Consider the following 25,716-nt stretch of genomic DNA (forward strand, 5'->3'; position numbering starts at 1 on the left):
AAAAAGTGAAGACGGAGAAATCTCCTATAATAAAGAGGAAACGAACCACATTAAAAAGAAGCCAGTTCCCGCATTATTTTTGAAAGAACTGACTCTATGATTATATAGTGGATTCTATTAATACCTGGCAAATTTCATCTTGAATGCTCGTCATCGATCCTTTAATGTAATTATTCATCTAAAACATAGCCAGTTGGTTCCCAAACCGCTATCCCCGCTCTTGTTTTTGGCTTCCCCATTGGGATTTCTCTCGTCGGTTTCCTCTGTTAATGAGCCGGATGGATGAAGAGGGACAGGATGCTCGCTGAATGCCGGGTATATCTTCTCCTTTTTCAATATAATGGGGCGAAGGCTTGAAAATTCCCTTTCCCCAGTTGCTGTCGAAGCGATCGTTACCTGAGCAGCATCTAAACGAAACCACGGTTGATTTTTCATAGCAAAAAAAAGCACCGCACAGAAAGCAATAAAGAGGATGAGATACGTTTTGCTTAATTTTCTTTTCCGTTTCAAATGCTTGAACCTTCCTTCCTGCCATCGCAACTTATGAGAGGATTTCCCTATGTCATATCATGGCTTTCCACTTTGCCAAACATTCACAAGGAAATCAATATTGGGATAATCAGATCTTTTTAGCTGATCAATCACTTGCTGGATATCATAATCAACGCGCACAAGCGAAGTTTGAAAATGGCCATCTTGAATATCAATTAGACAGTAGGATGCTTTGCTTACCCCATCAAAAGGTAAACCAACGCTCCCGAGATTAATCACCGCTTTCCCATTTAAAAAGCGAATATAAGGTGTATGAATATGACCGTAAAGGTAAATGTCTGCTTCAGTGGTCATTAGTTTTTCTTGTAAATGATCATCACTTGCATATGGTTGGACAACATCAAATAAACTATCCGGCGTGGCGTGAAAAGCATAAATTTGAACACCGTTCACATCAGTATTCACTTCGGTTGGCAGATTTTTTAAATAGTCCCTATCCGCCTCATCCAATTGCGAATAGGTCCATTCCCGCTCTTTTCTCATGATATCCAAAGCTTGTCCCGGTACCTCCCCTACCTCGATGCCTCTGACAACCCATTCATCTGCATTTCCTTTAATGACGGGACAATCTAAAGATCGGACTAACTCAAGCGACCGCTTTGGCTCTGGACCCCGATAGCAAAGATCCCCTAAGACAAAAACTTGGTCTACCGCCTTTTCCTTCATATCCTTTATCACCGCTTCTAAAGCGGTTGCATTCCCATGAATATCTGAAATAAAGGCAATTTTCATTCAGAACATCTCCTTACTCATTATAAATAAAAAGCTTATCGCATTATCTTTGATTATTCCATTCACAGCGATTTACTGCAATGATTTTCTCTTTTGCTGTCGAGTGAAAAGAATAAGGCGCTAATCCGTATCTATTGTTCCTTTCTACTCTCATAACCATAAGGATTTTGGGTTTGCCATTTCCAAGCATCTCTACACATTTCCTCTATTCCTTTACTTGCTACCCATCCAAGTTCTCGTTTGGCTTTGGAAACATCTGCGAAGCTTGCTGCGATATCACCTGGGCGGCGTTCAACTATTTTATATGGGATTTTTAAGCCCGATACTTTTTCAAAGGCTGCAACTAATTCTAATACACTATATCCTTTTCCGGTACCGAGATTATAGGTCTCTACTCCGGTTGTAGTCATCATTTTTTCAAGTGCTTTGACATGGCCTTTGGCAAGATCGACGACATGAATATAATCCCGTATTCCCGTCCCATCACGGGTTGGATAATCATTTCCATAAATGGATAAGACCTGCAATTTCCCTATTGCCACTTGGGTGATATAGGGCATAAGATTATTCGGAATCTCTTTTGGATTTTCGCCAATCTTGCCACTTTCATGAGCCCCAATTGGATTGAAATATCGTAAAAGCGCGATGCTCCAGTTTGGATCAGATTGAAAAAGGTCTCTTAATATTTCTTCAATCATTCGTTTTGTGCGACCATATGGGTTGTTTGCCCGCAGACTTGCTTTCTCACAAATTGGTACTTGCTCCGGAATTCCGTATACGGTTGCAGAAGAACTAAAGACGAAATGTTTCACATCATATCTCTTCATCATTTCACACAAGTTAACAGTGCTCAAAATATTGGTTTGGTAATAGGATAGAGGAAACAGGACCGACTCCCCTACTGCCTTTAAACCAGCAAAATGAATGACCGCCTCAATCTGATTTTGCTGAAACACGGTTTCCAAGCTTTTCTTATCCAATAAATCAAGCGAATAGACCGTCAGTTTTTTCCCCGTTATCTCCATCACTCGTCTTAATGATTCTGGATGGCTGTTACTAAAGTTATCAATGACAATCACGTCATAACCTGCATCTAATAATTCAAGACATGTATGACAGCCGATATAACCGGCCCCGCCTGTGACAAGAATGGCCATTCGTCCCCCAGCCCCTCACTCTTATTTTTTCCATTCCTTCATCCGGAAAAAACGAATGAGCATCTGCCTCATTCGTTTTTTTCTCTCTTCTTATGTATATGTAGCTTAGGGAAGTCAGTATGAATCCAACCAAGTTTTTCGCGTTTACTTTTTTTAGAAAAAAAAGATCACCACCCTTTAAATAGGTGATGATCCATCATACGGGCATGTAAATTTGTTACAGCTCGATCCTTTTACCCTCTTCTTGAGATAAAGCCGCTTTTTCATTGATAGCGGTTAATCCGAGTACATCTTCTTTCGTAATTGATGGTGTGGTGCCATGTAGAATAGCGGATGTCCACTGTTGCATTGGCATTGGTAAGGCATCTGGCAATTCGGGTGTCTGCCAACCTCGTTCGGCAAACTGGCTGCTTTGAATGCGGACGTTTCCCTCCTCGATCAATAATACGCCTTCCGTTCCATACAATTCCAATTGGAATGGACTTCCGTAGGAAATGAAGCCTGATTCAATGATGCCGATCGCCCCTGATTCATATTGAACCAAAACAGCCGAATTATCGTCTACTTCAAACTCACTTGATTGTTGCAATTGTGCTTGAACCGCTTTCGCTGGACCCGCCAAACGATTGGTTAAATAAATAGGATGGGCCCCAAGGTCCATTAAGGCACCGCCGCCGGCTTGCTCTTTATTAAAAAATCGTTCAGGAAGCCAGCCTGTTTTCGCCCCATTTTGTCCCACACCGCCATTATGGGCGAGACGGCAACGAATAGCCGTTAATTTTCCAAGTTTACCAGAATCTAAGGCTTCCTGTGCGTACAGATAATAGTTTTCCGTTAAACGCGGAAGCGATAACATTAGTTTCACATTATTTTCTTCCACTGCTTGATAGATTTCTTCACAATCCTCCACAGTAAAAGCGAGAACCTTTTCGGTAAAAATATGCTTTTTATTGTTTGCGGCCGCGATAATAATCTCTTTATGTAGATTAGTAGGCGTACTGACAATCACAGCATCGATATCTGGACTGGATAAGACCTTATCAATATCGGCTTCAAAGGGAACATTTAGCTCCTTCGCCCAATTTTCCCCACGCTCTGCCTCTTCATCCCAAATAAGCTCAATGGAAAGATCTGGATTCTTCTGAGCACTCCTTGCATAATCATCCGCATGCACATGCCATCTACTAAGTAAAGCTACTTTTATCAAATCAGACACTCCCTTTTCCCTATAATGTATGAATCCTTTCCTCTCTATTCTATAAAACTACGTTGCAAATTGATAGTAAAAAACATTTATCTTGGTGTAATAAAAGCATGTTGACCAGCCGTATGCAAATCTCGCCAAATTTTATTGACTGTAGCGGTTTCCATAATGGCATCCATTCCCAAATAACGAATAAGGCAGTCCACATCTTGGATGACAATTTGAACGGTTTCTTTACAAGTTTTGCTAAACTGGTCAATATTTTGTTCAGATATTGTTTCTTCATTCACATGAAGCTTCCATAAGGCTTCAATCTCCGTATAAAATATTTCTAATTTCTCTTGGAAATTAGTTTCCTGTTCATCTAATAACAAGGTAACTGCTTCCCATCGTTTTGGTTCATTCTTTGCTCGTTTTTTAACGATTCTCCTTGCCTCTTTATAAAAATGCATGGCTATTCCTAGACAAACAGACGTAAAGGAAGCTTGAGAAAAAGGAATAAATGGAAAACGATGAACAGGACCAGCATATTCATTTTGTTGAACAGCCAATTGGAAGGTGTACTCTTCCGAAACAAGAGCATTTCTCACCCTGATCGTATGACTACCTGTCCCCCTTAATCCTAAGGCGTTCCAATCTTCTATGATTTCTACTTGATTTGGCATAAAAATAAAGCTGATGATCTCTCCATTTTCCGTCGTACTATTCGCCGTATAAAAGGAAGCAAATGAAGAGCCACTACAATATTTCCACTCTCCGCTGACAATATAACCGCCATCAATCTTTCTAACCTCGCCATTAGGATAACCACTGCCCGCAATGACCGCTTTCTCATCCTTGAATAAATGCTCAACCAGTGGCTTTTGTATATTCGGAACAAACATGCCACCACCTGACCCAATGGCTGTCAACCATCCAGCATTTCCTTCTATTTCCGATACTTTTTGAAATACTCGCAACGCATCGGGTAATTCTAGCATTTTCCCTCCTAATGCCTCAGGAACGAATAATTTAAATAATTTTTGCTCATATAACCATTGAAGCAATGTATCAGGAATGACTCCTGAATAATCGATATACATTGCCTGACTACTAATATCATCCACCAATGCCTTGCCAAACATATTTGTCCACCTCAAGCCCATTATTCTATTCTTTTCGGTACTAAATCAAAAATTTCATGATTTTCGAATGATTCTACAACTCTCTCTAACCATTCATAATAAGTATAGATATATTCTAATTTTTTTATATCTTCCCTTGCTAATTCTATCACATCTGTACTTGTCTGTTCGTCTGAAATCAAATTTTTTAATTCGGCTAGGGATTTTTTAATCGCCGTTTTGTGGACAGAAACGGCCCCTTTCCACTTGGTTGAAAATAGATCAATAAAGCTTTGATACCAATCTTCCTCCACCTGATATAAGTCTTTTCTTACACCCTTTTTCCAAACCCGCTCAACCATTTTCAAATCAGATAAAGCCCTAACAGACGTACTCATACTCGTCTTGCTCATCCCTAATTCTTCCTTCATCTCATCTAATGTTAAGGGCTCTCGATGAAAAAACATCATCCCGTATAGTCTGCCGGCTGAGGGTGTCAGACCGTATAAATGGATGTTCTGGGCGATGGTCTCAATAATTCTCTCACGTGCTTTATCAAGTTGCTCGATATCTTCCACCTAATTCACATCCTCAATCATGATAAATAGTGCCGAATGGGAGTTGTACGTATTCTCTCTCCCTATATAAAATAACGGAAAAAGTTCTCTTTCGTTTCTGCAATTGATTTAAACAGCTATTCTCTATTGTATACTTTATTATAAGAACTGACTGAAAGTAAAGATTTAGATGTGGGAGAAATCAGCAGGAAATGGGAGGATGTTTAAGAAAACCCTCCGTTTGCTTTGTACAGTTTATTCTGTACATACAAAATCAACTGAATGAAGCGATATATGCTCTTTGTCATTCCCGTCATCATTCCGTAACATTATATAGGTAACTGAAGGAGGAACAGTATGGGGAAGGAAACAATTGAGATTAAAGTAGAAAAGTTGACAAAAGTGTTTGGTAAACATCCTAAGCGAGCCGTTCAATTGTTGAAAGAAAATAAAACAAAAGATGAGATCCTGAAGGAAACTGGAATGACCGTTGGTGTCAACCAAGCCTCATTCGAGGTTGCTTCGGGTGAAGTGTTTGTGATCATGGGGCTTTCTGGGAGCGGAAAATCCACGCTTATTAGATTGTTGAACCGTTTGATTGAACCAACGTCAGGTAATGTTTGGATTGATGGGGAAGATATTACGAAGATGAACAAAGAGCAATTACGTGAAATCCGTCGAAAAAAAATGAGTATGGTGTTTCAAAAATTCGCTTTGCTCCCTCACAAAACAATCCAACAAAATGCTGAATATGGTTTGGAAATACAAGGAATTGACAAAGAAGAACGGGCCAAAAAGGCCAGTGAAGCATTAAATTTAGTTGGTCTTGGTGGCTATACGGATAAATATCCAAATGAACTTTCGGGTGGAATGCAGCAACGTGTGGGATTAGCACGGGCACTCGCGAATGATCCTGATATTTTATTGATGGATGAAGCGTTCAGTGCGCTTGATCCCCTGATTCGTAAAGACATGCAAGATGAGTTACTAGATTTACATGAATCTGTTGGGAAAACCATTATTTTCATTACTCATGACTTAAATGAAGCGTTACGTATTGGTGACCGGATCGCTTTAATGAAAGACGGTGTCATTGTCCAAATAGGTACAGCTGAAGAAATATTAATGAATCCAGCTAACGATTATGTAGAGCGATTTGTTGAAGATGTCGATCTTTCTAAAGTATTGACAGCTAGTCATGTAATGAAAAGAGCTGAAAATGTAACCCCTGATAAGGGACCGCGTGTGGCCCTACAAATGATGCGTGACCAAGGTATTTCCACTGTGTATGTGATGGACAAAAAAAGAAAGCTATTAGGTTATGTGACGGCAAGTCAAGCATCAGATGCCATTAAAGAAAAGAAGTCGATTGAAGATGTCATGACCAAAGATGTCCCGACCGTTAGTCCGGACACATTTTTAACCGATTTGTTTGAATCGATGGCTTCAGCGGATGTACCTTTAGCTGTTGTCGATGATCAAGGCCGATTGCAAGGCATCGTTGTGAAAGGTGCGATTATGGGCGCAATGGCTGGGAATGATGAGGTCATTAATGGAAATGGGGTGATCTCATAATGGAAGATCAACTTTTTCCTAAACTCCCATTAAAAGAGTGGGTTGAAGCTTTCGTAAAATTTTTAACGGATCATCTAGGAGTCATCTTTGATGGGATCTCTACCGGGATTAAAAGTATGACGGATGCATTCGTATGGCTATTGTCCATTGGTCATATTCCTGGTTCACCTTACATCCTTATCGCGATCATCTCACTTATTGCTTGGCGAGTAGCAGGTTGGAAAACAGGACTGTTTTCACTTATTGGCCTCGCTTTAATTAATAATCTCGGTTATTGGTCAGAGACGCTTGATACATTATCGCTCATCATTATATCGGTTATCTTTTCCATTATCATTGGGGTACCGATTGGCATTTGGATGTCTCAAAAAGATTCCGTCCAGTCCACAATCACACCGATTCTTGACTTCATGCAAACAATGCCCGCATTCGTTTACTTGATTCCATCTGTTGTTTTCTTTGGAATTGGTATGGTCCCAGGAGTCATCGCAACGATCATCTTTTCCATGCCGCCGACAGTTAGAATGACCAATCTTGGTATCCGTCAGGTAGACGGAGAATTAATAGAGGCAGCGAATGCCTTTGGTTCAACAACAGGGCAAAGACTTGGAAAAGTACAAATTCCACTTGCCATGCCTACGATGATGGCAGGCGTGAACCAGACGATCATGTTATCACTATCAATGGTTGTCACCGCCTCGCTTGTAGGAGCACCTGGTCTTGGAGAAATTGTCTATCGTTCAGTCACTCAAATTAAAATTGGGCTAGGATTTGAAGGTGGTTTGGCACTTGTTATTATTGCCATGGTGCTGGATCGTATTACACAAGGAGTAAACAAAAAGTAAGTATCCCCTTTTGGGGGTTACAAATAATGATCATTTAGGAGGACCTTTACATTATGAAGAAGAAGTTTTATCTTTCAGGTTTGATTTTTGCTCTTACGCTGTCCATGCTATTGGCAGCGTGCGGAAATAATGCGGATGATGGATCTAATGGGAAAGATTCGGCAGGAACAGACACGGACAAAGGTAGTGGAGTTGAGTTAGGGCAAAAAGATTTAACCCTTCCTTACGTAGCATGGGCACGGGAAACCCCTGTTAGTTATTTGCTAGCCGCTGTTCTCGAAGATGTAGGGTATAATGTTGATGTTAAACAAGTAGAAGCTGGTCCGATGTGGTCTAGTGTAGCTGATGGTTCTGCTGATTTCATGGCATCTGCTTGGTTACCTACAACACATGCGAGTTATTGGGAACAATATCAAGATGATGTGGTAAAAGTAAATGAAGTACTTGATAAGGCACCATTGGCACTTGCTGTACCAAGCTATATGAAAGATGTCAATTCGATTGAAGACTTAAAAGACAATGAAGAACTAGGTAAGTCTGTCGATTGGACGATTACTGGTATTGATGCTGGTGCAGGTATTATGGCAAATACAGAGACGGCCCTAGAAGAATATGGATTGGACAATTGGAAACTGGTATCGAGTTCAGAAGCGGCGATGATTGCTGAATTGAAGTCCGCCTATGAGAAAGAAAAGCCAATCGTTGTTCCACTTTGGAAACCACACTGGGTATTTGGTGTGATGGATATGAAAATGTTGGAAGATCCTAAGGGAATTTACGGAGGAGACGGTGATCAAATTTACATCGTAGCCCGCAAAGGATTAGAAGAAGATGCTCCAGCAGCTTATAAAGTCCTAGAACAATATACAGAAGACTATGATATGGTAGAGGAACTAATGCCACCAGTCTTCGATGAGGACAAAGATCCTGCAGACGTTGCCCAACAATTTATGAAGGACCATCCAGATCTTGTGGATGAGTGGACAAAAGGCGTAAAATAGGCTTCTTTCTAGTAACCTGCTTATGTCGCTAAAGATAAATAAAATCCCTCTGCCTTACAACTTAGGCGGAGGGATTTTATTTATCTTTTGAAATATGTTTCAAATGACTTGCTATCTCTGTGATACGAATGTTAGACAAGAGGATAGAAGAGGATCCTCACCATTTGTATAAAAGCTCATGAAGCATGAAGAAACGTGGAATCCTTCAAACGAGAGGCCATGAATGTTTTCACCTATCGATTTCTTTTAGAACCTCCCCAATTTTCCGATCATGAATCACAAGATCAGCGTAAAGATCAAGCTCAGTAGGTTCCATATTAATAATCACCAATTTAGCCCCATTTTGCTTGGCGATCAATGGAAATTGATTCGCTGGTGTCACACTTAATGAGGAACCAAGAACGAGGAATAAATCGGCCTTTTCACTTTCCTCTGCTGCTTGTACAAGCGCTTCTTCAGGTAACATTTCACCAAATAACACAACAGAAGGACGCAGCTTGCCTCCGCATTCACAGATAAATTGCTCATTGGCATATTTTTCATTTCCATACTCGCGGTCACATGATTGGCAATGCACCTTTTTCATCGTTCCGTGCAATTCGATCACATTCTCGCTCCCTGCATCTGTATGAAAGCCATCAATATTTTGCGTAATAATACTCCGAACCAACCCTTCTTTTTCCCATTTGGCTAGAATGGCATGGCCTTGATGATACTTTGCTTCATTCAAGCCCAAAACACGCTGACGATAAAATTGGAAAAATTCCTCCACATTTTGATTCAGTGCTTCCGTACTAGCAATTTGACTCGGATCCTTCTTCGTCCATAATCCTTTTCCAGAAGAACGGAAATCAGGAAGCCCACTTTCCGTTGACATCCCCGCCCCTGTTAATACGACCGTATAATTCGATTCCTTCAACCATTGGGATAACAACCTTCTCACCTCCCTTTTTATTTAACTAAATCGATGCCATCATTGTACCATTGAAACCACGCTAAAACACAATAAAGCTGATTGAAAGAATATCCTTTCAATCAGCTTTATCCCAATTCAACAAAATTCGAGACGTGCCAAGCACTCCGTTTAGTCTAGCACAACTTCTACTTCATCTGCCATGGCAGAAACGGATTCTAGTCCTCCCCCAGATAGGTACCAATTTTCTGGGTCTAAATAAACGATTTTATCATTTTTATAAGCATTCGTTTTCTGAATCAGCTCATTTTCAACTAATTGTTTGGAGCTTGACTCGCCACCAATGGCCGTTCCTCTGTCAATGACAAAGAGGTAGTCAGGATTTTGTTCAAGAACATATTCGAACGATACGTTTTGACCATGAGTAGAAACTTCAATATTTTCATCTGCTGGAGCAAATCCAAACACATCATGAATAATCCCGAAACGAGAGCTTGGTCCGTATGCACTCATTTTTCCCTCATTCGCTAAAACCACAAGGGATTTTCCATCATCCTTGCTTGCTTTTTCATGTAGAGCGGCAATTTTATCATCAATTTTTTCTACTTCTGTTTTCGCTACATCTTCTTTGCCGAAAATCTTAGCTAATGTGTTCACATTTTCTTTAAAAGATTCCATATATCTCGATGTATCTAAGCCAACAAAAATCGTTGGAGCAATTTCTGTAAATTCATCATACATATCTGACTGTCTTCCTGAGATCAAAATCAAATCAGGTTTCAAAGCATGAATCTTTTCAAAATCAGGTTCCTTTAAGCTTCCAACATTCTCATATTCGTCTCCCTCATATTTGGACAAATAATTAGGAACATTCATTTGTGGAAGTCCAACAACCTCTTCAACACCTAAAGCATCTAAAGTATCTAGTGCACCGAAATCAAATACAACAACCTTTTTTGGATTTTTTTGAACAGATGTTTCTCCTAACTCATGTTTAATGGTCAATGTTTCTTCTTGTTGCTCATGATCATTTCCATTTCCTTCACTCGCTTGCTTATTATCATTTTTTGCCTCAGAGCCTGAACCACAAGCAGCTAATCCAATCGCTAAAAGCAAAACAGTAAACATAAAACCTAACTTTTTCATTTTCCACACCTCATCTATAGTATATGTTATATGTAAGATCATGCAATAAAAAAACTACCTTCCTGAGCCTCCTGGATAATGATATTCATTCTCAATTAGTAATATACCATATTTATACTTTTTTACAACAGTTTTTTCGCTATTTCACTTCTTTGTCAAAAAAATAACAATGAAAAACCCATGGAGAATGCTGCTTCCCCATGGGTTTCTCATTAATTTTTAGGAGAGATTTCCTCTATTGGCTTGGCATTCCCATACTTTGGATAGGCATGATCAACTGGTTTCACCCAATTTGCTGCATTGATTAAAACTTTTTGCACATCTTTATTATAGTATGTCGGATAAGTTTCATGTCCTGGACGGAAATAGAAGACCTTTCCATTCCCTCTTTTATACGTGCAACCTGAGCGGAACACTTCTCCACCTTCAAACCAGCTAACGAAGACAAGCTCATCAGGAGCCGGGATATCAAAATGTTCGCCATACATTTCTTCTTTTTCTAACTCAAAATATTCCCCGATTCCTTCCGCGATTGGATGTGTCGGATCTACAACCCAAAGGCGTTCCCGATCATCCGCTTCTCTCCATTTAAGATCACAGGAGGTCCCCATTAACTTTTTAAAGATTTTTGAAAAATGTCCCGAATGTAAGACAATCAAGCCCATTCCTTCAAGTACCCTTTTATGTACACGATCGATAATTTCATCCGATACCTCATGGTGAGCCATATGTCCCCACCAAAAAAGCACATCCGTATTATTTAAAACATCTTCTGTCAAGCCATGTTCAGGTTGTTCCAATGTAGCTGTTTGAACCTGATGCTCTGTTCCTGCAAAAATTTTGGCCAGAGCCCCATGAATGCCCTCTGGATAGACTTCTGCAACTTTTGGATTGGACTTTTCATGCTTATTTTCATTCCAAATGGTAATATTCATGCATTTCTCTCCTTTTTATCCATCTCTATTCTGTAACCGCTAGCTAGTTCTATTTTAAAGCGATTTCCCTACTCTGTCTAATCATGTGATCCATTCTTTACAGTAGTTTATCTTGCTGCCTGATTTTATCAATTGGGACAAACACATCAAGATGGCGATATAAATTGTAGAACTCTGCTGGCAGCAAGCCTCCAAATTCCCCATCAATATTTAATTGCATTTTAACTGGGGATTTCACTTTAATGTGGTTTGCTTTTGTATAAATAAGATTGGGATCATGAATATGTTCGCCACGTAAGGCCAAGCTCGCAATTCTGATAAATTCGGCTAAATTCGTCTTTTTTAAAATCATCAGTGTAAATAAACCGTCGTTGATGGATGAATCAGGAGCTAATTTTTCAAACCCTCCTATGGAATTGGTTAACCCTACTAAAAACAGCATAATTTCTCCCTCAAATAGCTTTCCATCGTATTCGATCGATGCCTCCGCAGCACGAATAGAGGGAAGCATTTCTATTCCTTTTAAGTAGTAGGCAAGCTGGCCCAACACAGTTTTTAGCTTACTTGGAACTTCGTAGGTCAACTCTGTTAACCGTCCACCTCCAGCAATATTGATAAAATAATGATCATTCATACGTCCGATATCAACGGGAATCGTCTCATTTTGAATAATCACATTGATGGCTGCATCAATATCCCTTGGAATATGTAGGGCTCTCGCAAAATCATTCGTTGTTCCTGTTGGAATTACCCCTAATTTAGGACGGTATTTCTGTTCAGCCAATCCATTCACGACTTCATTAATTGTCCCGTCTCCACCGGCCGCGATCACGACATCGTATTCCCTTTCTACCGCAATCTTTGCTGCCTGAATCGCATCACCTTCGCCAGTCGTTGCATGACAAGATGTCTCAAAGCCTGCATTTTCCAACTTAAATAGGACCTCTGCAAGACTTCGTTTAAAAATCTCTCTTCCAGAAGTCGGATTATAAATAATTCGTACCCTTTTCAAATCTCATCACCCATTCATACAAAATAGGCATTGTTTTTCAATGCAATTATTGCAAGTCTATCTAATTTATCATACCTTTTTTATAGAATAAAATCCAATCACAAATGATCGTCCGAGAGTACCTGTAAAAAAAGAGAAATGACAAAGTCATCCCTCTCAAATTATTTTTCATTTACATGAACAGTATTCGCACCCTTTATCGTTAGCCGATGTTCCCCTTTTCCATATTTCCGCAATGCAGATTCAACCGAATCCGCATCTGTCTTTTTTATTTCATCCCAATCCTGATCATCTACATAATCAACATTATCTACTGCTACTGTTAGGTTAGATGTTTTTTCTACGTTCACATGGACAGTTTCTGCACCCTCGATATTCCAATCACTAAGAAGATTTCTAGGAGCAGCTTTGATAGGTTGCCAATTGCCTTTCAACTCTAAGGCAATGTTTTGTGGTATCAAGAGAGTGGCTTCCCCTGTATCCATTGACCGATAAAAATGATTATAGGGGATCTCCTTCATTTTAATATAAATGGTATCCCCTTTTTTCTCCACCATCGCATAATCAGAAACCTCTTTGATCCTTGTCTCATTGGCGAACCCATCTCCCTCATAAGTACCAAAAATTGAAATTTCCTTTTGATCGGTTGTTTCAATCGAAAGGTCGAATGGGCCTGTCTCTACCTGCAGCCGTTTAATCCCTGTTAAATTACTTTCCTCATATTTGGGTAAATCCATCTCACGAACTTCTGCTGAGACTACCTTTTGTGCAAAATCAAATAATCCAATGGAATGCAGGACCGCCATTCCGATTCCCGTTGTACCAATGAATGCGATGAAAATGATACTAATAAAATCGTATTTGACCCGGCTATTTTCCGTTCTTGCCATAAAAAGGTATAGGAGAATCTCAACTCCTAAGACGATGAACAGAACGGGCCACCAAGACATTAAGACAAGAGCTGGATCCCAGCCAAAAAACTGCTGCAATAGCAAAAAGACACCGAGGAAAACAAGGGCTCCTCCCATTGAAAAGGAGCCGACACGCCATGTTCTCATTTTGCTTCACCTCTTTTTTGATCAGATTTAATTTTTTTTCCTGTTAATAATTTGATTCCCCCGCCAATCAGCAAGAGGCAGATAAGCGCTGTTTGTACATATTCGCGGACCCAATAATAAAGATCGATTGAAAACCATTTTTGGATAAAAGGCTCCGCAATCGGTAGGGCTACATTCAATCCAATATAATAAATCCCTAAAACAATGAAACCAATGCCTACCCATTTTTGATGATTGACAAAGACGGAGACAATCGGTACGTCTTCATTTTCTAATTCCTCGCCCGCTCTCGATGCTTTTTGCAAACCGTCAAAAAAGCTGAAGAACCAGATGATGGGAACAATAAATAAGAAGATCCCTAGTCTAAGTACGTCTAAAATATAGATGGAGAATAGAAAGGCTGCCATCAACTGGATGCCGCGTTTTTGTAGTCCTAGATAAAGATGCCCAGCTCCAGGAAAAATGGCTAATAAAGTGGCGATCGCTTTGCTTTTTTTCCCTTCGGTATTGCGATTTTCAAGGTCTTCTAAAATCGATTTATCCTCCAGTTCTTCTCCCTTTTGCTTTTTGTCCAGTTGTTTTAAAGCATCAAAGAAGCCAAAGAACCAGATGATCGGAAGGGAGGCTAGGAAGATGAGAAACTCGCTTCTTTCGGTCATCAAGGTTACAAAAAAGATCATCATCGCTGCTCCAAAGAAAGCAACCAATAATGTCGTGCCTCTATACACCAAGCCGAGTTGAAAATGTCCGAGTCCAGGGACAAAAGAAAGAATAATCGTGAAAAAACGCTCAGACTCTTGTGGCTTCTCTTCTGCAACGGTCCCTTCCGACACCTGATTTCCTTGTTGATAGAGTTTGGAAGCTGTGACAGCCGTATCGATGAAGTTAACGAGATAAAGAAGAACCCCACCAAGTGATAAAATGGTAAAAACATCATTCAAGGTCGCAAATGCAATCATGAACGAGAAAAGTGGAATCCCAATCACCGTTGCCATATAAAAAAGGCCTCTTAGCACCTTTCCAAGATACATTAAACCCCCACCCGGGAAAAAGGCGAGCAAAAAGGCGATAAACGGATTTTTATTCATTGTGTTTTCCCTCCTTAAAGTGAACATCCATTTCAAATTTATTGATAATCGATCCTTGTTTATTAAGAAAACTTTGGATAAAAGACTCTGATTGTTTTGATTCGCTGTTTTCGATTGTATGGGGCATTTTTAATAGCTGAGAAAAAACACCAGTGGACATAAGGATAAATGTCATAGCAACCGCAATAGAATAGTGAATAAATGTTTGTTTATACGAATGTTTGGCTCGTATCTTTGGCTGATCCTCTTTTGTATTTATTTCCTGTACTTGCTTCATGATCGAATCCGTAAAATGATTGGGTTCAGCCAGCTCAGGCATTTGGAATTCGTTCGCGTCCACTGCTTGTAGGTATAATTCTAAACAATGGTCACAGTCATACAGATGGTTTTCATATTGAATCCGAGTCTCATCATCCAATTCATCTCGCACATATTGCAGCCAATGATCAATGCGATAGTGATTCATGAAAATTCATCCTCCTTCCAGTGTTTTTTCATCCATTGTCTTGCCCGATATAACCTGACTTCAATTGTTTTGGTCTTTACATTCGCCTTTTCAGCCATTTCCTGATAAGTTTTTTCTCGAATATAAAAGTCTTCGACAACCTCACGATAATTATCAGGCAGCTCTTGCAGCCGCTCCCTTAGGTATTGTTTTCTTTCATTTTGAATCACTAATAGTTCAATGTTTTGCGATTGGGGGGCATGGTCTGCTTCTTCAAACTCAACCTGTTGATCTTCTTTTCTTCTTACTTTCTTACGTTTTATATCAATCGCATGATTGACCGCAATTCTTGTGATCCATGATTTAAAACCTTGCTTCTCATATCGGGGGAGAGAAGTATAGATTTTTAAAAACACTTCCTGTGTCGCATCTTCCGCATCTTTTTCATTGCGAAGCACACCATATACCGTATGGAAAATCCGATTTCGGTACTTCTCGACAAGTACACGAAAAGCATGATCATTTCCATTTTTTATTTTTTCAATGAGCACTTCATCCAAGCCTTCTCTCCCCCCTTCCTTATCGGCCTGCCTCTATGTATAAAAACGTAAACTGCGAGCATTCCCCTACACTTTACGGAATAATATTTTTCAAACGACTTTTCTAACATTCCGCCGGTTTCGGGCACGGGCCATCCGGTTCGCTGTTACCTTTTTCACGCTTTTCCGCAGTTTCAGGCACGGCCAACTAGGTTCGCTGTTACCTGTTTTAGCTTTATCTATTATACAGGGATAAATGGTGAGCGAGTATCGAACGCATCCCTTCTCCTTATCCCCTTCACTTTTTCTTTTTGTCGACAAAATTATCGGAATAAATACGCACTAGTGAGCTGTATACTCAGCCTAAGTTCCCTATCTTTTTAAAAAACCTGCAGCCTTGTTAGCTACAGGTTTTTCTTTCTACTCATTTTCATTAAATTGAAGATCCGCTACTAGAGGGAAATGGTCACTTGGAAAGCGCCCATCAACTTGGTCGTTCACGATATGAACTCTAGATGTGTTCATTTTTCCCTTATACAAAATCCAATCAATTCGCCCGTTTCCACCAGACGGATTTTTAAAACCATTGAATGTTCCTAAATTTTCATTGACTCGTTCCTTTGCATCCAGCCAAGTATCGACGTATTGACCTTCTTCAAGAAAGGTACGATGGGTCTCTGAATCTGCTAGTGTATTAAAATCGCCTGTGATGATAATAGGCACATTAGGTTTGAACTGTTCCGTTTTTTGATTAATTATTTTTGCCCCATTCACCCTAGCCAGTTCCGATTCATGGTCCAAATGTGTGTTTAAGTGATAAAAAGCCTTTCTTGTTTCTTTATCAAAAAAACGAACCCACGTCGCCATCCGAGTACAAGCATTCCCCCAAGTAGTGGAGCCAATTTTTTCAGGTGTATCGGATAACCAAAAATGATCATATTCCATTATTTCAAGGCGTTCTTTTTTATAATAAATGGTCATATATTCGCCATGACTTCCGCCATCTCTTCCTAGACCAATCCAACCATATTCTGGAAGCAGTTCTTCCATATCCTTTACTTGTGGATGAAGTCCCTCTTGTGTTCCAATGATATCCGGCTTTTCCCGCCGAATTAAGGCTTGAATAAGCCCTCTTCTTTCCTCCCACGAATTTGGTGGGACATCACTGTTATTTCGTAGATTATAAGTCATCACACGTAAACTTCCATTTTTCCCCATTTGTTCTCCTCACCTTCCCGGCTTTTATACCCTTAAAAATAGTTAACTATGAATCTCCTGTCTAGACTTAATTTAAAAAAAGAAAAATATTCCTTTCCCCTAGAAAATCAATGGATTCTCTTAGGGAGATTTCCTCTACTTGATAAACATCATGGACGACCTTTAACCACTTTTGCAAGGAATTCAGTTTAATTTCTTGAATATTTCGGAAGGTCATCACCTTCATGGTCTCGTTCCGCAAATAAAAACATTGATGCCCATTAAAACGTACCGCCGTAATTCTTCTCATCGTAATATTTTCATCTTGATCTAAATAGGATAACCGGATGTCTTCAAGGATCTCCTGTTCTGAAAGCGGCTCCCAAATGATTCGCTTTTTGACAAATGTTTTCCCATTTGATCTACGGTCGATTTCATATAGGTCTGCGCCTGTTTGAGAGATGATGATTTCCTCACCAAATCCATGCATTTTATGCTGGAATCTTGCTTCTAATTCCACAGGTTTCATGATCGGAGAACCGTAGCCCACGTCAACATATAGCTTTTTATGGCCAATTTCGACCATAATCGCTAAATGGCCTGGCTCTACTCTGACAAACGAACAAGCGAACCCTAACTCGGTTAATAAACGAGCAAAATTCATATTTAATGTAAAGCAAGTCCCTCCCCACCCCTTTTCCCTTAAGTTTTGAACAAATAGTGGGAGCGGAGGAATATAGTCAGGAGCCAGTGAAAAATAATAGAACTTGCTAAACGTTTCATATGGTACTAAAGTCAACTGGTGTTGAATGAGACGTTGCAAATAGTTAATTGTTGGTCGTTCCCTTTCCAATCGCAAATAACGTAAATATTGGTCCACAGCCTGTTGCAAGCTTCAACACCTCATTTTCTACTTCCAGATCATTGTAATGTTAATTTTATACTTTCATAAACAGCATCCCAAACAGAAGGATCATTTACATACCTGTTCGTCATCTTTTCATACATGTCCTTTTGTTGTTCTTCAAATTTTGGATCCTCTTTTTCCGGAAGTTTCGACCGTTCTTCCTCTACAAATTGTTGAATAGAAGCGGCTCTTGGTCCCCAGACGGCCCGTTCGTTTCCAGCTTGATCAATAAAAATAAAAATTGGAATGGCCCTTGATGTCCCATTTGTTAAGTATTGATCCATTAACTCTAAGTTTTGATCACGAAGAAGCATTCTTACTTCCATATCTGCCTTTTCGGCTAAGTTAAGTAGAATCGGAATATTCAACATCGCATCCCCGCACCAGTCTTCTGTTATGGCAATAACTCGTAATTTTTCTTGTTTTAGTGTAGGGAAAAATTCAGTATCTTCTGTAGGGACGGTAAAATGCTCTCGAATATAGTTTGTATTTTCCTGATGGTGCTTCATCGATTGAATATACTCATTTGCAGGAATTCCTTTTTGAAACCATTGTGAAAGATTCAATTATCCTTTCCCCTTTCATTCAAGTTATTCATTCATATTATATCGACTTTGGAAAAACAAGCCAATTAATTAGTCATAGTCTGGAATTCCGCTGGAAAAGTTCTATTTAAAAGTAAATCGTACTTATCCGTTAGTAGATTTAATGTATTCGATAATAAACTTGGTCTATCTGATAGTAAACTCGATGTATTCGATAATAAACCCAGTCTATCCGATAGTAAATTCAATCTATCCGATAGTAAACCTGATTTATCCGATAGTAAAGGCCATTTCAGTGTTGGGCAATGATTTTCCTATTAATAAAGGTGTAAGCCATCTAATGATAGCCTACACCTTAGCTTGTTTATCGTTTTTCAATTTCTTGTTTCAATAATTTATTGACCATTGGCGGGTTTGCTTGCCCTTTTGTCGCTTTCATGACTTGTCCAACTAAGAAACCAAGTGCCCGGCCTTTTCCATTTTTAAAATCCTCGATTGATTGTTCATTTGCATCAAGGATTTCCGTAATGATTGGAAGCAGTGCACTTTCATCAGAAATTTGCACTAGCCCTTTCTCTTTGACGATCTTTTCAGCGTCTCCGCCTTTTTCAATCAGTTCACGGAATACTTTCTTGGCGATCTTCGAAGAGATGGTTCCATCTTCAATCAGTTTAATCATCCCTGCTAATCCTTCTGGAGTCAAGGCGGTATCATGCAATTCCTTTTGTTCCGCATTCAGATAAGCAGAGACCTCCCCCATTAACCAGTTGGATGCGGGCTTCGCATCTGCACCAGCCTTTAAAACCTCTTCAAAGAAATCGGACATTTCCTTTGTCAAAGTTAAAACCATCGCATCATAAGCTGGCAAACCAAGCTCTTCTACATAGCGTTTTTTCCGTGCATCTGGTAACTCTGGGATTTCCGCCCGAACTCGTTCTTTCCATTCCTCATCCACATAAAGTTGCACAAGATCTGGTTCAGGGAAATAGCGATAATCGTCAGCTCCCTCTTTAACCCGCATCAGAATTGTTTCACCTGTTGCTTCATCGAAACGGCGTGTTTCTTGTAAAATTTCACCTCCGGAAAGGAGGATTTTCTCTTGACGTTTTTCTTCAAATTCGAGCCCTTTCCGAACAAAGTTAAACGAGTTCAAGTTTTTCAATTCTGTTTTTGTGCCGAATTCTTCTTGGCCGATTGGGCGTAATGAGATGTTCGCATCACAGCGAAGGGATCCTTCTTCCATCCGGCAATCGGATACTCCGGTAAATTGTACAATCGATCGCAGTTTCTCTAAATAGGCATAGGCCTCCTGTGGAGAACGAATATCTGGCTCAGAGACAATTTCAATCAAAGGTGTACCTGCACGGTTTAAATCAACCAGTGATCCATCTGCTACGTGTGTCAATTTCCCTGCATCTTCCTCAAGGTGAACACGGGTAATCCCGATTTTCTTTTTGACACCATCGACTTCAATCTCAATCCAGCCATGTTCTCCAATCGGTTTATCAAATTGCGAAATCTGATAGGCTTTCGGATTATCTGGATAGAAATAATTTTTTCGATCAAATTTGGTTTCTGTTGCAATTTCACAATTCAAGGCCATTGCTGCTTTCATGCCATACTCAACGGCTCGTTTATTCAATACTGGTAATACTCCTGGATATCCTAAATCGATTACGGATGTATTCGTATTTGGTTTCGATCCGAATTGGTTTGGAGCAGGTGAAAAGATTTTTGATTCTGTTTTTAATTCAACGTGGACCTCAAGTCCAATCACTGTTTCGAAATTCATGGTTTTCCCCCCTTACAATTGTGGTTTTTGTTGATGATAGTCTGTTGCTTGTTCAAAGGCATGAGCCACACGATAAACGGTTTGTTCATCAAAATGCTTCCCAATAATTTGTAAACCGAGTGGTAAACCTTCTGTAAATCCACATGGAACGGAAATTCCTGGTAGCCCAGCGAGATTTACTGGAATCGTCAACAAATCTCTTGCATACATCGTCACCAAATCATCCAACATCTCACCAATTTTATAGGCTGGTGTTGGTGTCGTCGGTCCAATCACAACATCATATGTTTCAAAAATATTGTCGAAATCTTGTTTAATCAATGTTCTTGCTTGTTGGGCCTTTTTATAATAAGCATCATAAAAACCAGAGCTAAGCGCATAGGTTCCAAGCATAATCCGGCGTTTTACCTCATCACCAAATCCTTCAGAACGACTTCTTTTATATAAATCCATCAAATTTTGAGGATTAGCTGTTCTATACCCATAGCGTACTCCATCGAACCGAGCAAGGTTTGCGGATGCTTCTGAAGAGGCGAGCAAGAAATAAGAAGCTACACCATATTGGGAATGAGGAAGGGATACTTCTTCCCAAGTGGCACCAAGGCCTTCCAATACTTTCAAGGCTGATAAAACAGCTTCACGCGAGGCTTCCCCAATTCCCTCACCTAAATATTCTTTCGGAACGGCAATTTTTAATCCTTTTATATCCCCTGTTAAACCCTCTGTAAATGTTGGGACCGGTTGATCAACTGTAGTCGAATCATGAGCATCTAAGCCTGCAATAGCTTGTAGCACATAGGCATTATCTTCCACGTTTTTTGTAATCGGGCCGATTTGATCAAGGGAAGAGGCAAAAGCAACCAACCCATAACGGGAAACTCGACCATATGTAGGTTTCATTCCAACAACCCCGCAGAAGGCTGCTGGCTGGCGAATCGATCCACCGGTATCTGATCCTAGTGAAAAAGGAACTTGTCCAGCGGCAACGGCTGCAGCAGAACCGCCAGAAGATCCTCCTGGAACAAAATCAAGATTCCAGGGGTTTCTGGTTACTTGAAAGGCGGATGTTTCTGTCGTGGCCCCCATCGCGAATTCGTCTAAGTTTACTTTTCCGATGGTCATTGCCTTTGCTTGATTCAATTTCTCCATAACAGTGGCATCATAGATAGGATCAAAGTTTTCAAGCATTTTACTCGCACAGGTTGTTCTCAAATTCTTCGTCACAATATTATCTTTTATTCCCGTCGGAATCCCATAAAGAGTTGATTCTCCTGTTTGTCCATCAAGCTCTTTTGCTTTCTTTCGAGCATTCTCTTCATCTAGTGTTAAAAATGCCTTTACCTGATCATCTACCTCCCGAATTCTTTTAAAAGAATGATCGACAAGGTCAGAAACAGCTAATTCTTTTTTATGTAAAAGTTGATGTAATTCTTTGATAGAATGGTCGAATAATGTCATCTTCTTGCCCCCTTCCTTATTCTATAATGGATGGTACTTTGATTTGACCATCCTCTTGTTCTGGTACATTTTTCATGACATCTTTCAGTGGCAAACCTTCTTCCTTTTTATCATCACGCATGATATTTTTCTGCGCAAAAACATGGGAAGTCGGCTCAATATTTTCTGTATTCAGTTCATTTAATTTCTCTGCCATCGTAATAATATCGGCTAGCTGCTCTGAAAAGTTTTCCGCTTCTTCTTCACTCATTTCTAATCTAGCTAAATGGGCGACATGGAGAACTTGTTCTTTGGAAATTTTTGACATTCTTAACACCTCCAGATTAAAATCGTGGCTTACAATACTATTGATCATATCAAATTCACTTGCTAACAAGCAAGAGAGGGATTCAAGCCTGATGCTTATTCTTTTGATTTTTAAATCAGTGATCTTGATCCCTTTTAACAACCTCTATTTATAGAAATGAACAAAAGGCTCTTTATCCCCCGACTTTTTGGAAATTAATGCTTCTGCCCCATTGATAGAAGAAATATTGACATCCACATTAAAATAATCTAAACTATCCATCACTGACGAGGCTGCCAATTGGGTGAAACCGATAATCTCAGCTTCTCCAAACACTTGAATCGGAATATCAATTTTTAAATTGACAATTTGATCATCCTTATAAAAGGCCCTGCCAATGATTCCGGTATAATTTGGAAAATACTTTTCTATTTCATCTTTAAATCTCATAAAACGATCAACATCTTCACGATGGTCATCCTCTGCTTTTGCTGAGGGGAATAAATAATGCTTTTCATTGATGTCTTTCCAATCACCGAGCGAGGAACTTCCTTGGGCAGCATGCGCATACGCAAAAAAGTTGCCAGGCACTACAGCACTCCGACTATTTTGCTCAAACAAGGCAATCGTAATCGGAATATTTCCTAACCCCTCCATCGCACGCAATCGTTTCAGAACCTCCTCCGCCATCTTCTTTCCTTCTGCTTCCAATTTTTCATGCTTAATCGGTTGTTCAAACGTTGCACCGTATTCTTCCTTTTGATAATAATGGATGGAATTTAAGGCAAGACCAATCACAACGCCGCTAAGCCTTGCCTTCTTACCATCTTTAACCAAATAATCATGTTCTAGGATATGAGCGAGATAAATAGGGCTTTTTTCATTTTGTTTCTCTATAGAACCTTTTTCGTCATTTACCGGGTTGAGCCCAACATTATCTTCTTCATCCAGTTTTAACTCCTTTAATTGAGCCTTAGTATATTTACGATTCAGCCATTTTCGAACCGTATCTTGATCCAATTTTTGGCCTTCTTGAAACAAATACGTATCGGTTGAAAAATTCTCTTTCGCTACGCGCATAAGGCCTGTCTCGAATTCTTTAATATCATAAGAGGAATTCAAATTATCCACAACCATCCCTCTTGTTTTACTTGCTTTAAATGGCAAGATCGATCGATACAATGAATCAGATATTTGGTAGTTGGGAATAATCGATGTTTCTTTCTTCTCATCTTTTCCTTGAACCACTTCATTTTCATTTTCCTTATTCAGTTGCGGGGCACAGCCACTTATCAGCATCACGATTAATATACTAGCAAACCATTTTTTCATGGATTTTTCCACCTTTTAATGCGTGTTCAAAAAGGAGGATAAAAAGGACCAAGAAGTTCGAGGCGGCGTAGCTTTGAGCAGCGGACTTGTACAGGATGTACTGACTTCCGTGTTGCCCACAGGACGTGGGCGGTTTTAGCGGAAGATCCTTATCCTAATACGTGAGCAGCGGAAAAGCAAGCCAACGAAGAAATTCGCTTATGTCTTTTTACCGGACTTTTTGAACATCCTCTTTTATTTCACTATCATTGAAAAAACTATTATGGCAACTCTTCCAGAAATCGCACTTCATCCCAGGTCTCAATTCCAAGCTCATTCGCTTTCGTTAATTTAGACCCTGCATCCTCACCGGCAATCACTAGATCCGTGTTTTTACTGACACTTCCGGTTACCTTTCCTCCCAAAGATTCGATTTTCTCTTTTGCTTCGTTTCTGGATAGCTGCTGTAACTTACCTGTCAGCACCACTATTTTATCATAAAAATAGGAATCTTCATCTGCTGTTTGACTTCTTTTTTGACCAAGAAATGTCATATTCACATGAGCTTGTTTTAATTTTGTCAATAGTTGTTCGACTTCTTGGTTCTCAAAGTACGTCACAATCGCATCTGCCATTTTTTCTCCGACTTCGTCTATTTGCAACAATTCCTCTATTGTGGCTGAGGCTAGTCTATCCATCGTCTCAAAATGTTCGGCAAGGGTAGCCGCCGCTTTGGCCCCTACATGGCGAATGCCCAAGCCGAATAATAGCTTTTCTAATGAGTTTGATTTTGATTTTTCAATTGCCTCAATCAAGTTGGTGCTTGATTTATCACCCATACGCTCCATTGTTAAAAGCTGATCTTTTGTCAAATAATAAATATCAGCAGGATCCTTAATCAACTCAAGGGCAACAAGCTGCCCAATGACTTTTTCACCTAATCCATCAATATTCATCGCATTTCGTGAAACAAAATGAATCAGACCTTCTCTTCTTTGCGCCGGACATTTCGGGTTTAGACAGCGCAGCGCGACTTCCCCTTCTAGACGAACTAACTCACTTTCACACGCTGGGCAGTGCTCAGGCATTTGATACGGTATTTCCGTCCCGCTCCTTCTCTCTTCTAAAACATAAACGACCTCAGGAATGATATCGCCAGCTTTTTTAATCACAACCCAATCGCCAATTCTAATATCTTTTTCTTTAATTAAATCTTCATTATGAAGGGATGCACGCTGTACCGTTGTTCCGGCCACTTGTACAGGCTCTAAAATGGCTGTAGGCGTAATTACGCCAGTCCTTCCGACACTAAGTTCAATAGACGTCAGTTTTGTCACAACCTCTTCTGCCGGAAACTTATAAGCGATCGCCCAGCGAGGTGTTTTCGCTGTTTGGCCTAATTGATTTTGTTGTTCCAGGGAATCGACTTTTACGACAATCCCGTCAATATCATAATTTAACTGGGAACGTTCATTTGTCCACTTCTCAATATATTCAAGAACTTCTTCCATTGAGTGACACTGTTTTCTTTCCTTATTCACTTTCAATCCAAGCTTTTCAAGCAAATCCAGACCTTTGTGATGGGAAGTCACACCTGTTGTCCCAAAATCGCCAATTCCGTAAAGAAAGATATCTAAATTTCGGGAAGCCGCAATCCGAGGATCAAGCTGTCTGAGGGATCCAGCAGCCGCATTCCGTGGATTTGCAAACAATTGCTTTCCTTGCTCTTCTCTTATTTTATTGAGCTCTAAAAATGATTTTTTTGGCATATAGGCCTCACCACGGACTTCAAGCGAGTATGGTTCCTTTAATCTTAATGGGATCGAGCGGATTGTTTTTAAATTGGCCGTAATGTCCTCCCCGACCGTTCCATCTCCTCTTGTTGATCCTTGAACGAAAATTCCATTTTCATAGCGTAATGAAACGGCAAGTCCATCAATTTTCAATTCACATACATAGGAAAAATCATCCCCGATTGCTTGGCGAACTCTTCGATCAAAATCACGAAGATCTGCCTCAGAGAAGGCATTGGCTAAACTCAACATCTGTGTTTGATGCCGTACCTTTTTAAATTCAGATAAAGCGACTCCCCCAACCCGCTGTGTAGGTGAGTCAGGGGTTATAAACTCTGGATATTGTTCTTCTAAATCCTGCAGTTCTCGTAAAAGCCGATCATATTCAGAGTCAGGAACAGAGGGATTATCTAAAACATGGTATTCATACCCATATTGATTTAATAATTGATGCAGTTCTTTTACTTGCTTCTCAATACTTTCTCGATCCATCCATCCATCAACCTTTCCAGCAAAATCCGATACTTTACATTGTCTATTACACACTATTATGCCACAACGTGAT

25 protein-coding genes are annotated in these 25,716 nt (G+C 39.9%); 3 read left to right on the forward strand and 22 right to left on the reverse strand.

The genetic code is table 11. The features are described 5' to 3' along the window. Window positions 1-174: 174 nt before the first annotated feature. The 6 genes from MUB24_RS08620 to MUB24_RS08645 all read right to left on the reverse strand — a co-directional run bounded on the left by MUB24_RS08620 (window position 175) and on the right by MUB24_RS08645 (window position 5,326). On the reverse strand, window positions 175-510 hold the full coding sequence (locus tag MUB24_RS08620; RefSeq protein WP_244703138.1) for a hypothetical protein: 336 nt from the start codon (window positions 508-510) through the stop codon (window positions 175-177). A gap of 57 nt (window positions 511-567) precedes the next feature. Beyond that, window positions 568-1,284 carry a metallophosphoesterase family protein gene (locus MUB24_RS08625; RefSeq protein WP_244703139.1) on the reverse strand — a complete coding sequence of 239 codons (717 nt, stop codon included), beginning with the start codon at window positions 1,282-1,284 and terminating at the stop codon, window positions 568-570. A 131-nt stretch (window positions 1,285-1,415) separates the two neighbouring features. Next, window positions 1,416-2,441: a UDP-glucose 4-epimerase GalE gene (gene galE, locus MUB24_RS08630; protein ID WP_244703140.1), complete on the reverse strand. Its 1,026-nt coding sequence runs from the start codon at window positions 2,439-2,441 to the stop codon at window positions 1,416-1,418. A gap of 217 nt (window positions 2,442-2,658) precedes the next feature. Further along, window positions 2,659-3,657: a Gfo/Idh/MocA family protein gene (locus tag MUB24_RS08635; protein WP_313898432.1), complete on the reverse strand. Its 999-nt coding sequence runs from the start codon at window positions 3,655-3,657 to the stop codon at window positions 2,659-2,661. A gap of 77 nt (window positions 3,658-3,734) precedes the next feature. After that, window positions 3,735-4,769, reverse strand: a complete 1,035-nt coding sequence (locus tag MUB24_RS08640) for an acyl-CoA dehydrogenase family protein (RefSeq protein ID WP_244703142.1) — start codon at window positions 4,767-4,769, stop codon at window positions 3,735-3,737. A gap of 20 nt (window positions 4,770-4,789) precedes the next feature. Beyond that, a complete protein-coding gene (locus MUB24_RS08645; RefSeq protein ID WP_244703143.1) occupies window positions 4,790-5,326 on the reverse strand; it encodes a GbsR/MarR family transcriptional regulator in 537 nt (178 codons plus the stop codon). A gap of 336 nt (window positions 5,327-5,662) precedes the next feature. Between MUB24_RS08645 and MUB24_RS08650 the strand changes: the two genes are divergently transcribed. From MUB24_RS08650 to MUB24_RS08660, 3 genes are read left to right on the forward strand one after another with little or no spacing between them, the layout of a single operon-like run. Beyond that, window positions 5,663-6,880 carry a quaternary amine ABC transporter ATP-binding protein gene (locus MUB24_RS08650; RefSeq protein ID WP_244703145.1) on the forward strand — a complete coding sequence of 406 codons (1,218 nt, stop codon included), beginning with the start codon at window positions 5,663-5,665 and terminating at the stop codon, window positions 6,878-6,880. Then, window positions 6,880-7,725: an ABC transporter permease gene (locus tag MUB24_RS08655; protein WP_244703147.1), complete on the forward strand. Its 846-nt coding sequence runs from the start codon at window positions 6,880-6,882 to the stop codon at window positions 7,723-7,725. The genes MUB24_RS08650 and MUB24_RS08655 overlap by 1 nt, the downstream gene beginning before the upstream one ends. 53 nt (window positions 7,726-7,778) lie before the next feature. Continuing rightward, window positions 7,779-8,726, forward strand: coding sequence for a glycine betaine ABC transporter substrate-binding protein (locus tag MUB24_RS08660; RefSeq protein ID WP_244703149.1), 948 nt, complete (start codon window positions 7,779-7,781; stop codon window positions 8,724-8,726). 229 nt (window positions 8,727-8,955) lie between these two features. Here the strand turns inward: MUB24_RS08660 and MUB24_RS08665 are convergent, their stop codons facing one another. The 16 genes from MUB24_RS08665 to ligA all read right to left on the reverse strand — a co-directional run bounded on the left by MUB24_RS08665 (window position 8,956) and on the right by ligA (window position 25,643). Further along, a complete protein-coding gene (locus MUB24_RS08665; RefSeq protein WP_244703151.1) occupies window positions 8,956-9,660 on the reverse strand; it encodes an NAD-dependent protein deacylase in 705 nt (234 codons plus the stop codon). 150 nt (window positions 9,661-9,810) lie between these two features. Next, entirely contained in the window at window positions 9,811-10,785 is a 975-nt protein-coding gene (locus MUB24_RS08670; RefSeq protein ID WP_244703153.1) for a siderophore ABC transporter substrate-binding protein, read from the reverse strand. Window positions 10,786-10,997: 212 nt separating this feature from the next. Continuing rightward, complete coding sequence (locus MUB24_RS08675) at window positions 10,998-11,720, reverse strand: ThuA domain-containing protein (protein WP_244703155.1); 723 nt, start codon at window positions 11,718-11,720, stop codon at window positions 10,998-11,000. Between the two features lie 97 nt (window positions 11,721-11,817). Then, a complete protein-coding gene (locus MUB24_RS08680) occupies window positions 11,818-12,732 on the reverse strand; it encodes a diacylglycerol kinase (protein WP_244703157.1) in 915 nt (304 codons plus the stop codon). Between the two features lie 161 nt (window positions 12,733-12,893). After that, window positions 12,894-13,790 carry a LiaI-LiaF-like domain-containing protein gene (locus tag MUB24_RS08685; protein ID WP_244703160.1) on the reverse strand — a complete coding sequence of 299 codons (897 nt, stop codon included), beginning with the start codon at window positions 13,788-13,790 and terminating at the stop codon, window positions 12,894-12,896. Further along, window positions 13,787-14,878 carry a hypothetical protein gene (locus MUB24_RS08690; protein ID WP_244703162.1) on the reverse strand — a complete coding sequence of 364 codons (1,092 nt, stop codon included), beginning with the start codon at window positions 14,876-14,878 and terminating at the stop codon, window positions 13,787-13,789. The genes MUB24_RS08685 and MUB24_RS08690 overlap by 4 nt, the downstream gene beginning before the upstream one ends. Then, on the reverse strand, window positions 14,871-15,344 hold the full coding sequence (locus MUB24_RS08695) for an anti-sigma factor family protein (protein ID WP_244703164.1): 474 nt from the start codon (window positions 15,342-15,344) through the stop codon (window positions 14,871-14,873). Before MUB24_RS08695 ends, MUB24_RS08690 begins: the two co-directional genes overlap by 8 nt. Beyond that, window positions 15,341-15,883 (reverse strand): RNA polymerase sigma factor, encoded by a 543-nt coding sequence (locus MUB24_RS08700; RefSeq protein ID WP_244703166.1) that lies wholly within the window; start codon window positions 15,881-15,883, stop codon window positions 15,341-15,343. The genes MUB24_RS08695 and MUB24_RS08700 overlap by 4 nt, the downstream gene beginning before the upstream one ends. Before the next feature lie 399 nt (window positions 15,884-16,282). Next, window positions 16,283-17,080, reverse strand: coding sequence for an endonuclease/exonuclease/phosphatase family protein (locus MUB24_RS08705; RefSeq protein WP_244703168.1), 798 nt, complete (start codon window positions 17,078-17,080; stop codon window positions 16,283-16,285). A gap of 67 nt (window positions 17,081-17,147) precedes the next feature. After that, entirely contained in the window at window positions 17,148-17,951 is an 804-nt protein-coding gene (locus tag MUB24_RS08710) for an arylamine N-acetyltransferase (RefSeq protein WP_244703170.1), read from the reverse strand. Window positions 17,952-17,980: 29 nt separating this feature from the next. Then, window positions 17,981-18,532: a thioredoxin family protein gene (locus MUB24_RS08715; protein ID WP_244703172.1), complete on the reverse strand. Its 552-nt coding sequence runs from the start codon at window positions 18,530-18,532 to the stop codon at window positions 17,981-17,983. 343 nt (window positions 18,533-18,875) lie between these two features. Further along, a complete protein-coding gene (gene gatB, locus MUB24_RS08720) occupies window positions 18,876-20,303 on the reverse strand; it encodes an Asp-tRNA(Asn)/Glu-tRNA(Gln) amidotransferase subunit GatB (RefSeq protein ID WP_244703174.1) in 1,428 nt (475 codons plus the stop codon). Window positions 20,304-20,315: 12 nt separating this feature from the next. Next, entirely contained in the window at window positions 20,316-21,761 is a 1,446-nt protein-coding gene (gatA, locus tag MUB24_RS08725) for an Asp-tRNA(Asn)/Glu-tRNA(Gln) amidotransferase subunit GatA (protein WP_244703176.1), read from the reverse strand. Window positions 21,762-21,777: 16 nt separating this feature from the next. Next, window positions 21,778-22,068, reverse strand: a complete 291-nt coding sequence (gatC, locus tag MUB24_RS08730; RefSeq protein ID WP_244703178.1) for an Asp-tRNA(Asn)/Glu-tRNA(Gln) amidotransferase subunit GatC — start codon at window positions 22,066-22,068, stop codon at window positions 21,778-21,780. A 144-nt stretch (window positions 22,069-22,212) separates the two neighbouring features. Continuing rightward, window positions 22,213-23,379, reverse strand: coding sequence for a CamS family sex pheromone protein (locus MUB24_RS08735; RefSeq protein ID WP_244703180.1), 1,167 nt, complete (start codon window positions 23,377-23,379; stop codon window positions 22,213-22,215). Between the two features lie 260 nt (window positions 23,380-23,639). Next, complete coding sequence (gene ligA / locus MUB24_RS08740) at window positions 23,640-25,643, reverse strand: NAD-dependent DNA ligase LigA (RefSeq protein ID WP_244703182.1); 2,004 nt, start codon at window positions 25,641-25,643, stop codon at window positions 23,640-23,642. Window positions 25,644-25,716 lie beyond the last annotated feature (73 nt).

The organism is Lederbergia sp. NSJ-179 (assembly GCF_022867885.1).
Taxonomy (GTDB): domain Bacteria; phylum Bacillota; class Bacilli; order Bacillales; family Bacillaceae_C; genus Lederbergia.

Bases quoted from the DNA above. Each gene is read 5' to 3' on its own strand.
- MUB24_RS08625 (WP_244703139.1), bottom strand. From the start codon at position 1,284: ATGAAAATTGCCTTTATTTCAGATATTCATGGGAATGCAACCGCTTTA.
- galE (WP_244703140.1), bottom strand. From the start codon at position 2,441: ATGGCCATTCTTGTCACAGGCGGGGCCGGTTATATCGGCTGTCATACA.
- MUB24_RS08640 (WP_244703142.1), bottom strand. From the start codon at position 4,769: ATGTTTGGCAAGGCATTGGTGGATGATATTAGTAGTCAGGCAATGTAT.
- MUB24_RS08650 (WP_244703145.1), top strand. From the start codon at position 5,663: ATGGGGAAGGAAACAATTGAGATTAAAGTAGAAAAGTTGACAAAAGTG.
- MUB24_RS08655 (WP_244703147.1), top strand. From the start codon at position 6,880: ATGGAAGATCAACTTTTTCCTAAACTCCCATTAAAAGAGTGGGTTGAA.
- MUB24_RS08660 (WP_244703149.1), top strand. From the start codon at position 7,779: ATGAAGAAGAAGTTTTATCTTTCAGGTTTGATTTTTGCTCTTACGCTG.
- MUB24_RS08670 (WP_244703153.1), bottom strand. From the start codon at position 10,785: ATGAAAAAGTTAGGTTTTATGTTTACTGTTTTGCTTTTAGCGATTGGA.
- MUB24_RS08675 (WP_244703155.1), bottom strand. From the start codon at position 11,720: ATGAATATTACCATTTGGAATGAAAATAAGCATGAAAAGTCCAATCCA.
- MUB24_RS08685 (WP_244703160.1), bottom strand. From the start codon at position 13,790: ATGAGAACATGGCGTGTCGGCTCCTTTTCAATGGGAGGAGCCCTTGTT.
- MUB24_RS08690 (WP_244703162.1), bottom strand. From the start codon at position 14,878: ATGAATAAAAATCCGTTTATCGCCTTTTTGCTCGCCTTTTTCCCGGGT.
- MUB24_RS08695 (WP_244703164.1), bottom strand. From the start codon at position 15,344: ATGAATCACTATCGCATTGATCATTGGCTGCAATATGTGCGAGATGAA.
- MUB24_RS08705 (WP_244703168.1), bottom strand. From the start codon at position 17,080: ATGGGGAAAAATGGAAGTTTACGTGTGATGACTTATAATCTACGAAAT.
- gatB (WP_244703174.1), bottom strand. From the start codon at position 20,303: ATGAATTTCGAAACAGTGATTGGACTTGAGGTCCACGTTGAATTAAAA.
- gatA (WP_244703176.1), bottom strand. From the start codon at position 21,761: ATGACATTATTCGACCATTCTATCAAAGAATTACATCAACTTTTACAT.
- gatC (WP_244703178.1), bottom strand. From the start codon at position 22,068: ATGTCAAAAATTTCCAAAGAACAAGTTCTCCATGTCGCCCATTTAGCT.
- MUB24_RS08735 (WP_244703180.1), bottom strand. From the start codon at position 23,379: ATGAAAAAATGGTTTGCTAGTATATTAATCGTGATGCTGATAAGTGGC.
- ligA (WP_244703182.1), bottom strand. From the start codon at position 25,643: ATGGATCGAGAAAGTATTGAGAAGCAAGTAAAAGAACTGCATCAATTA.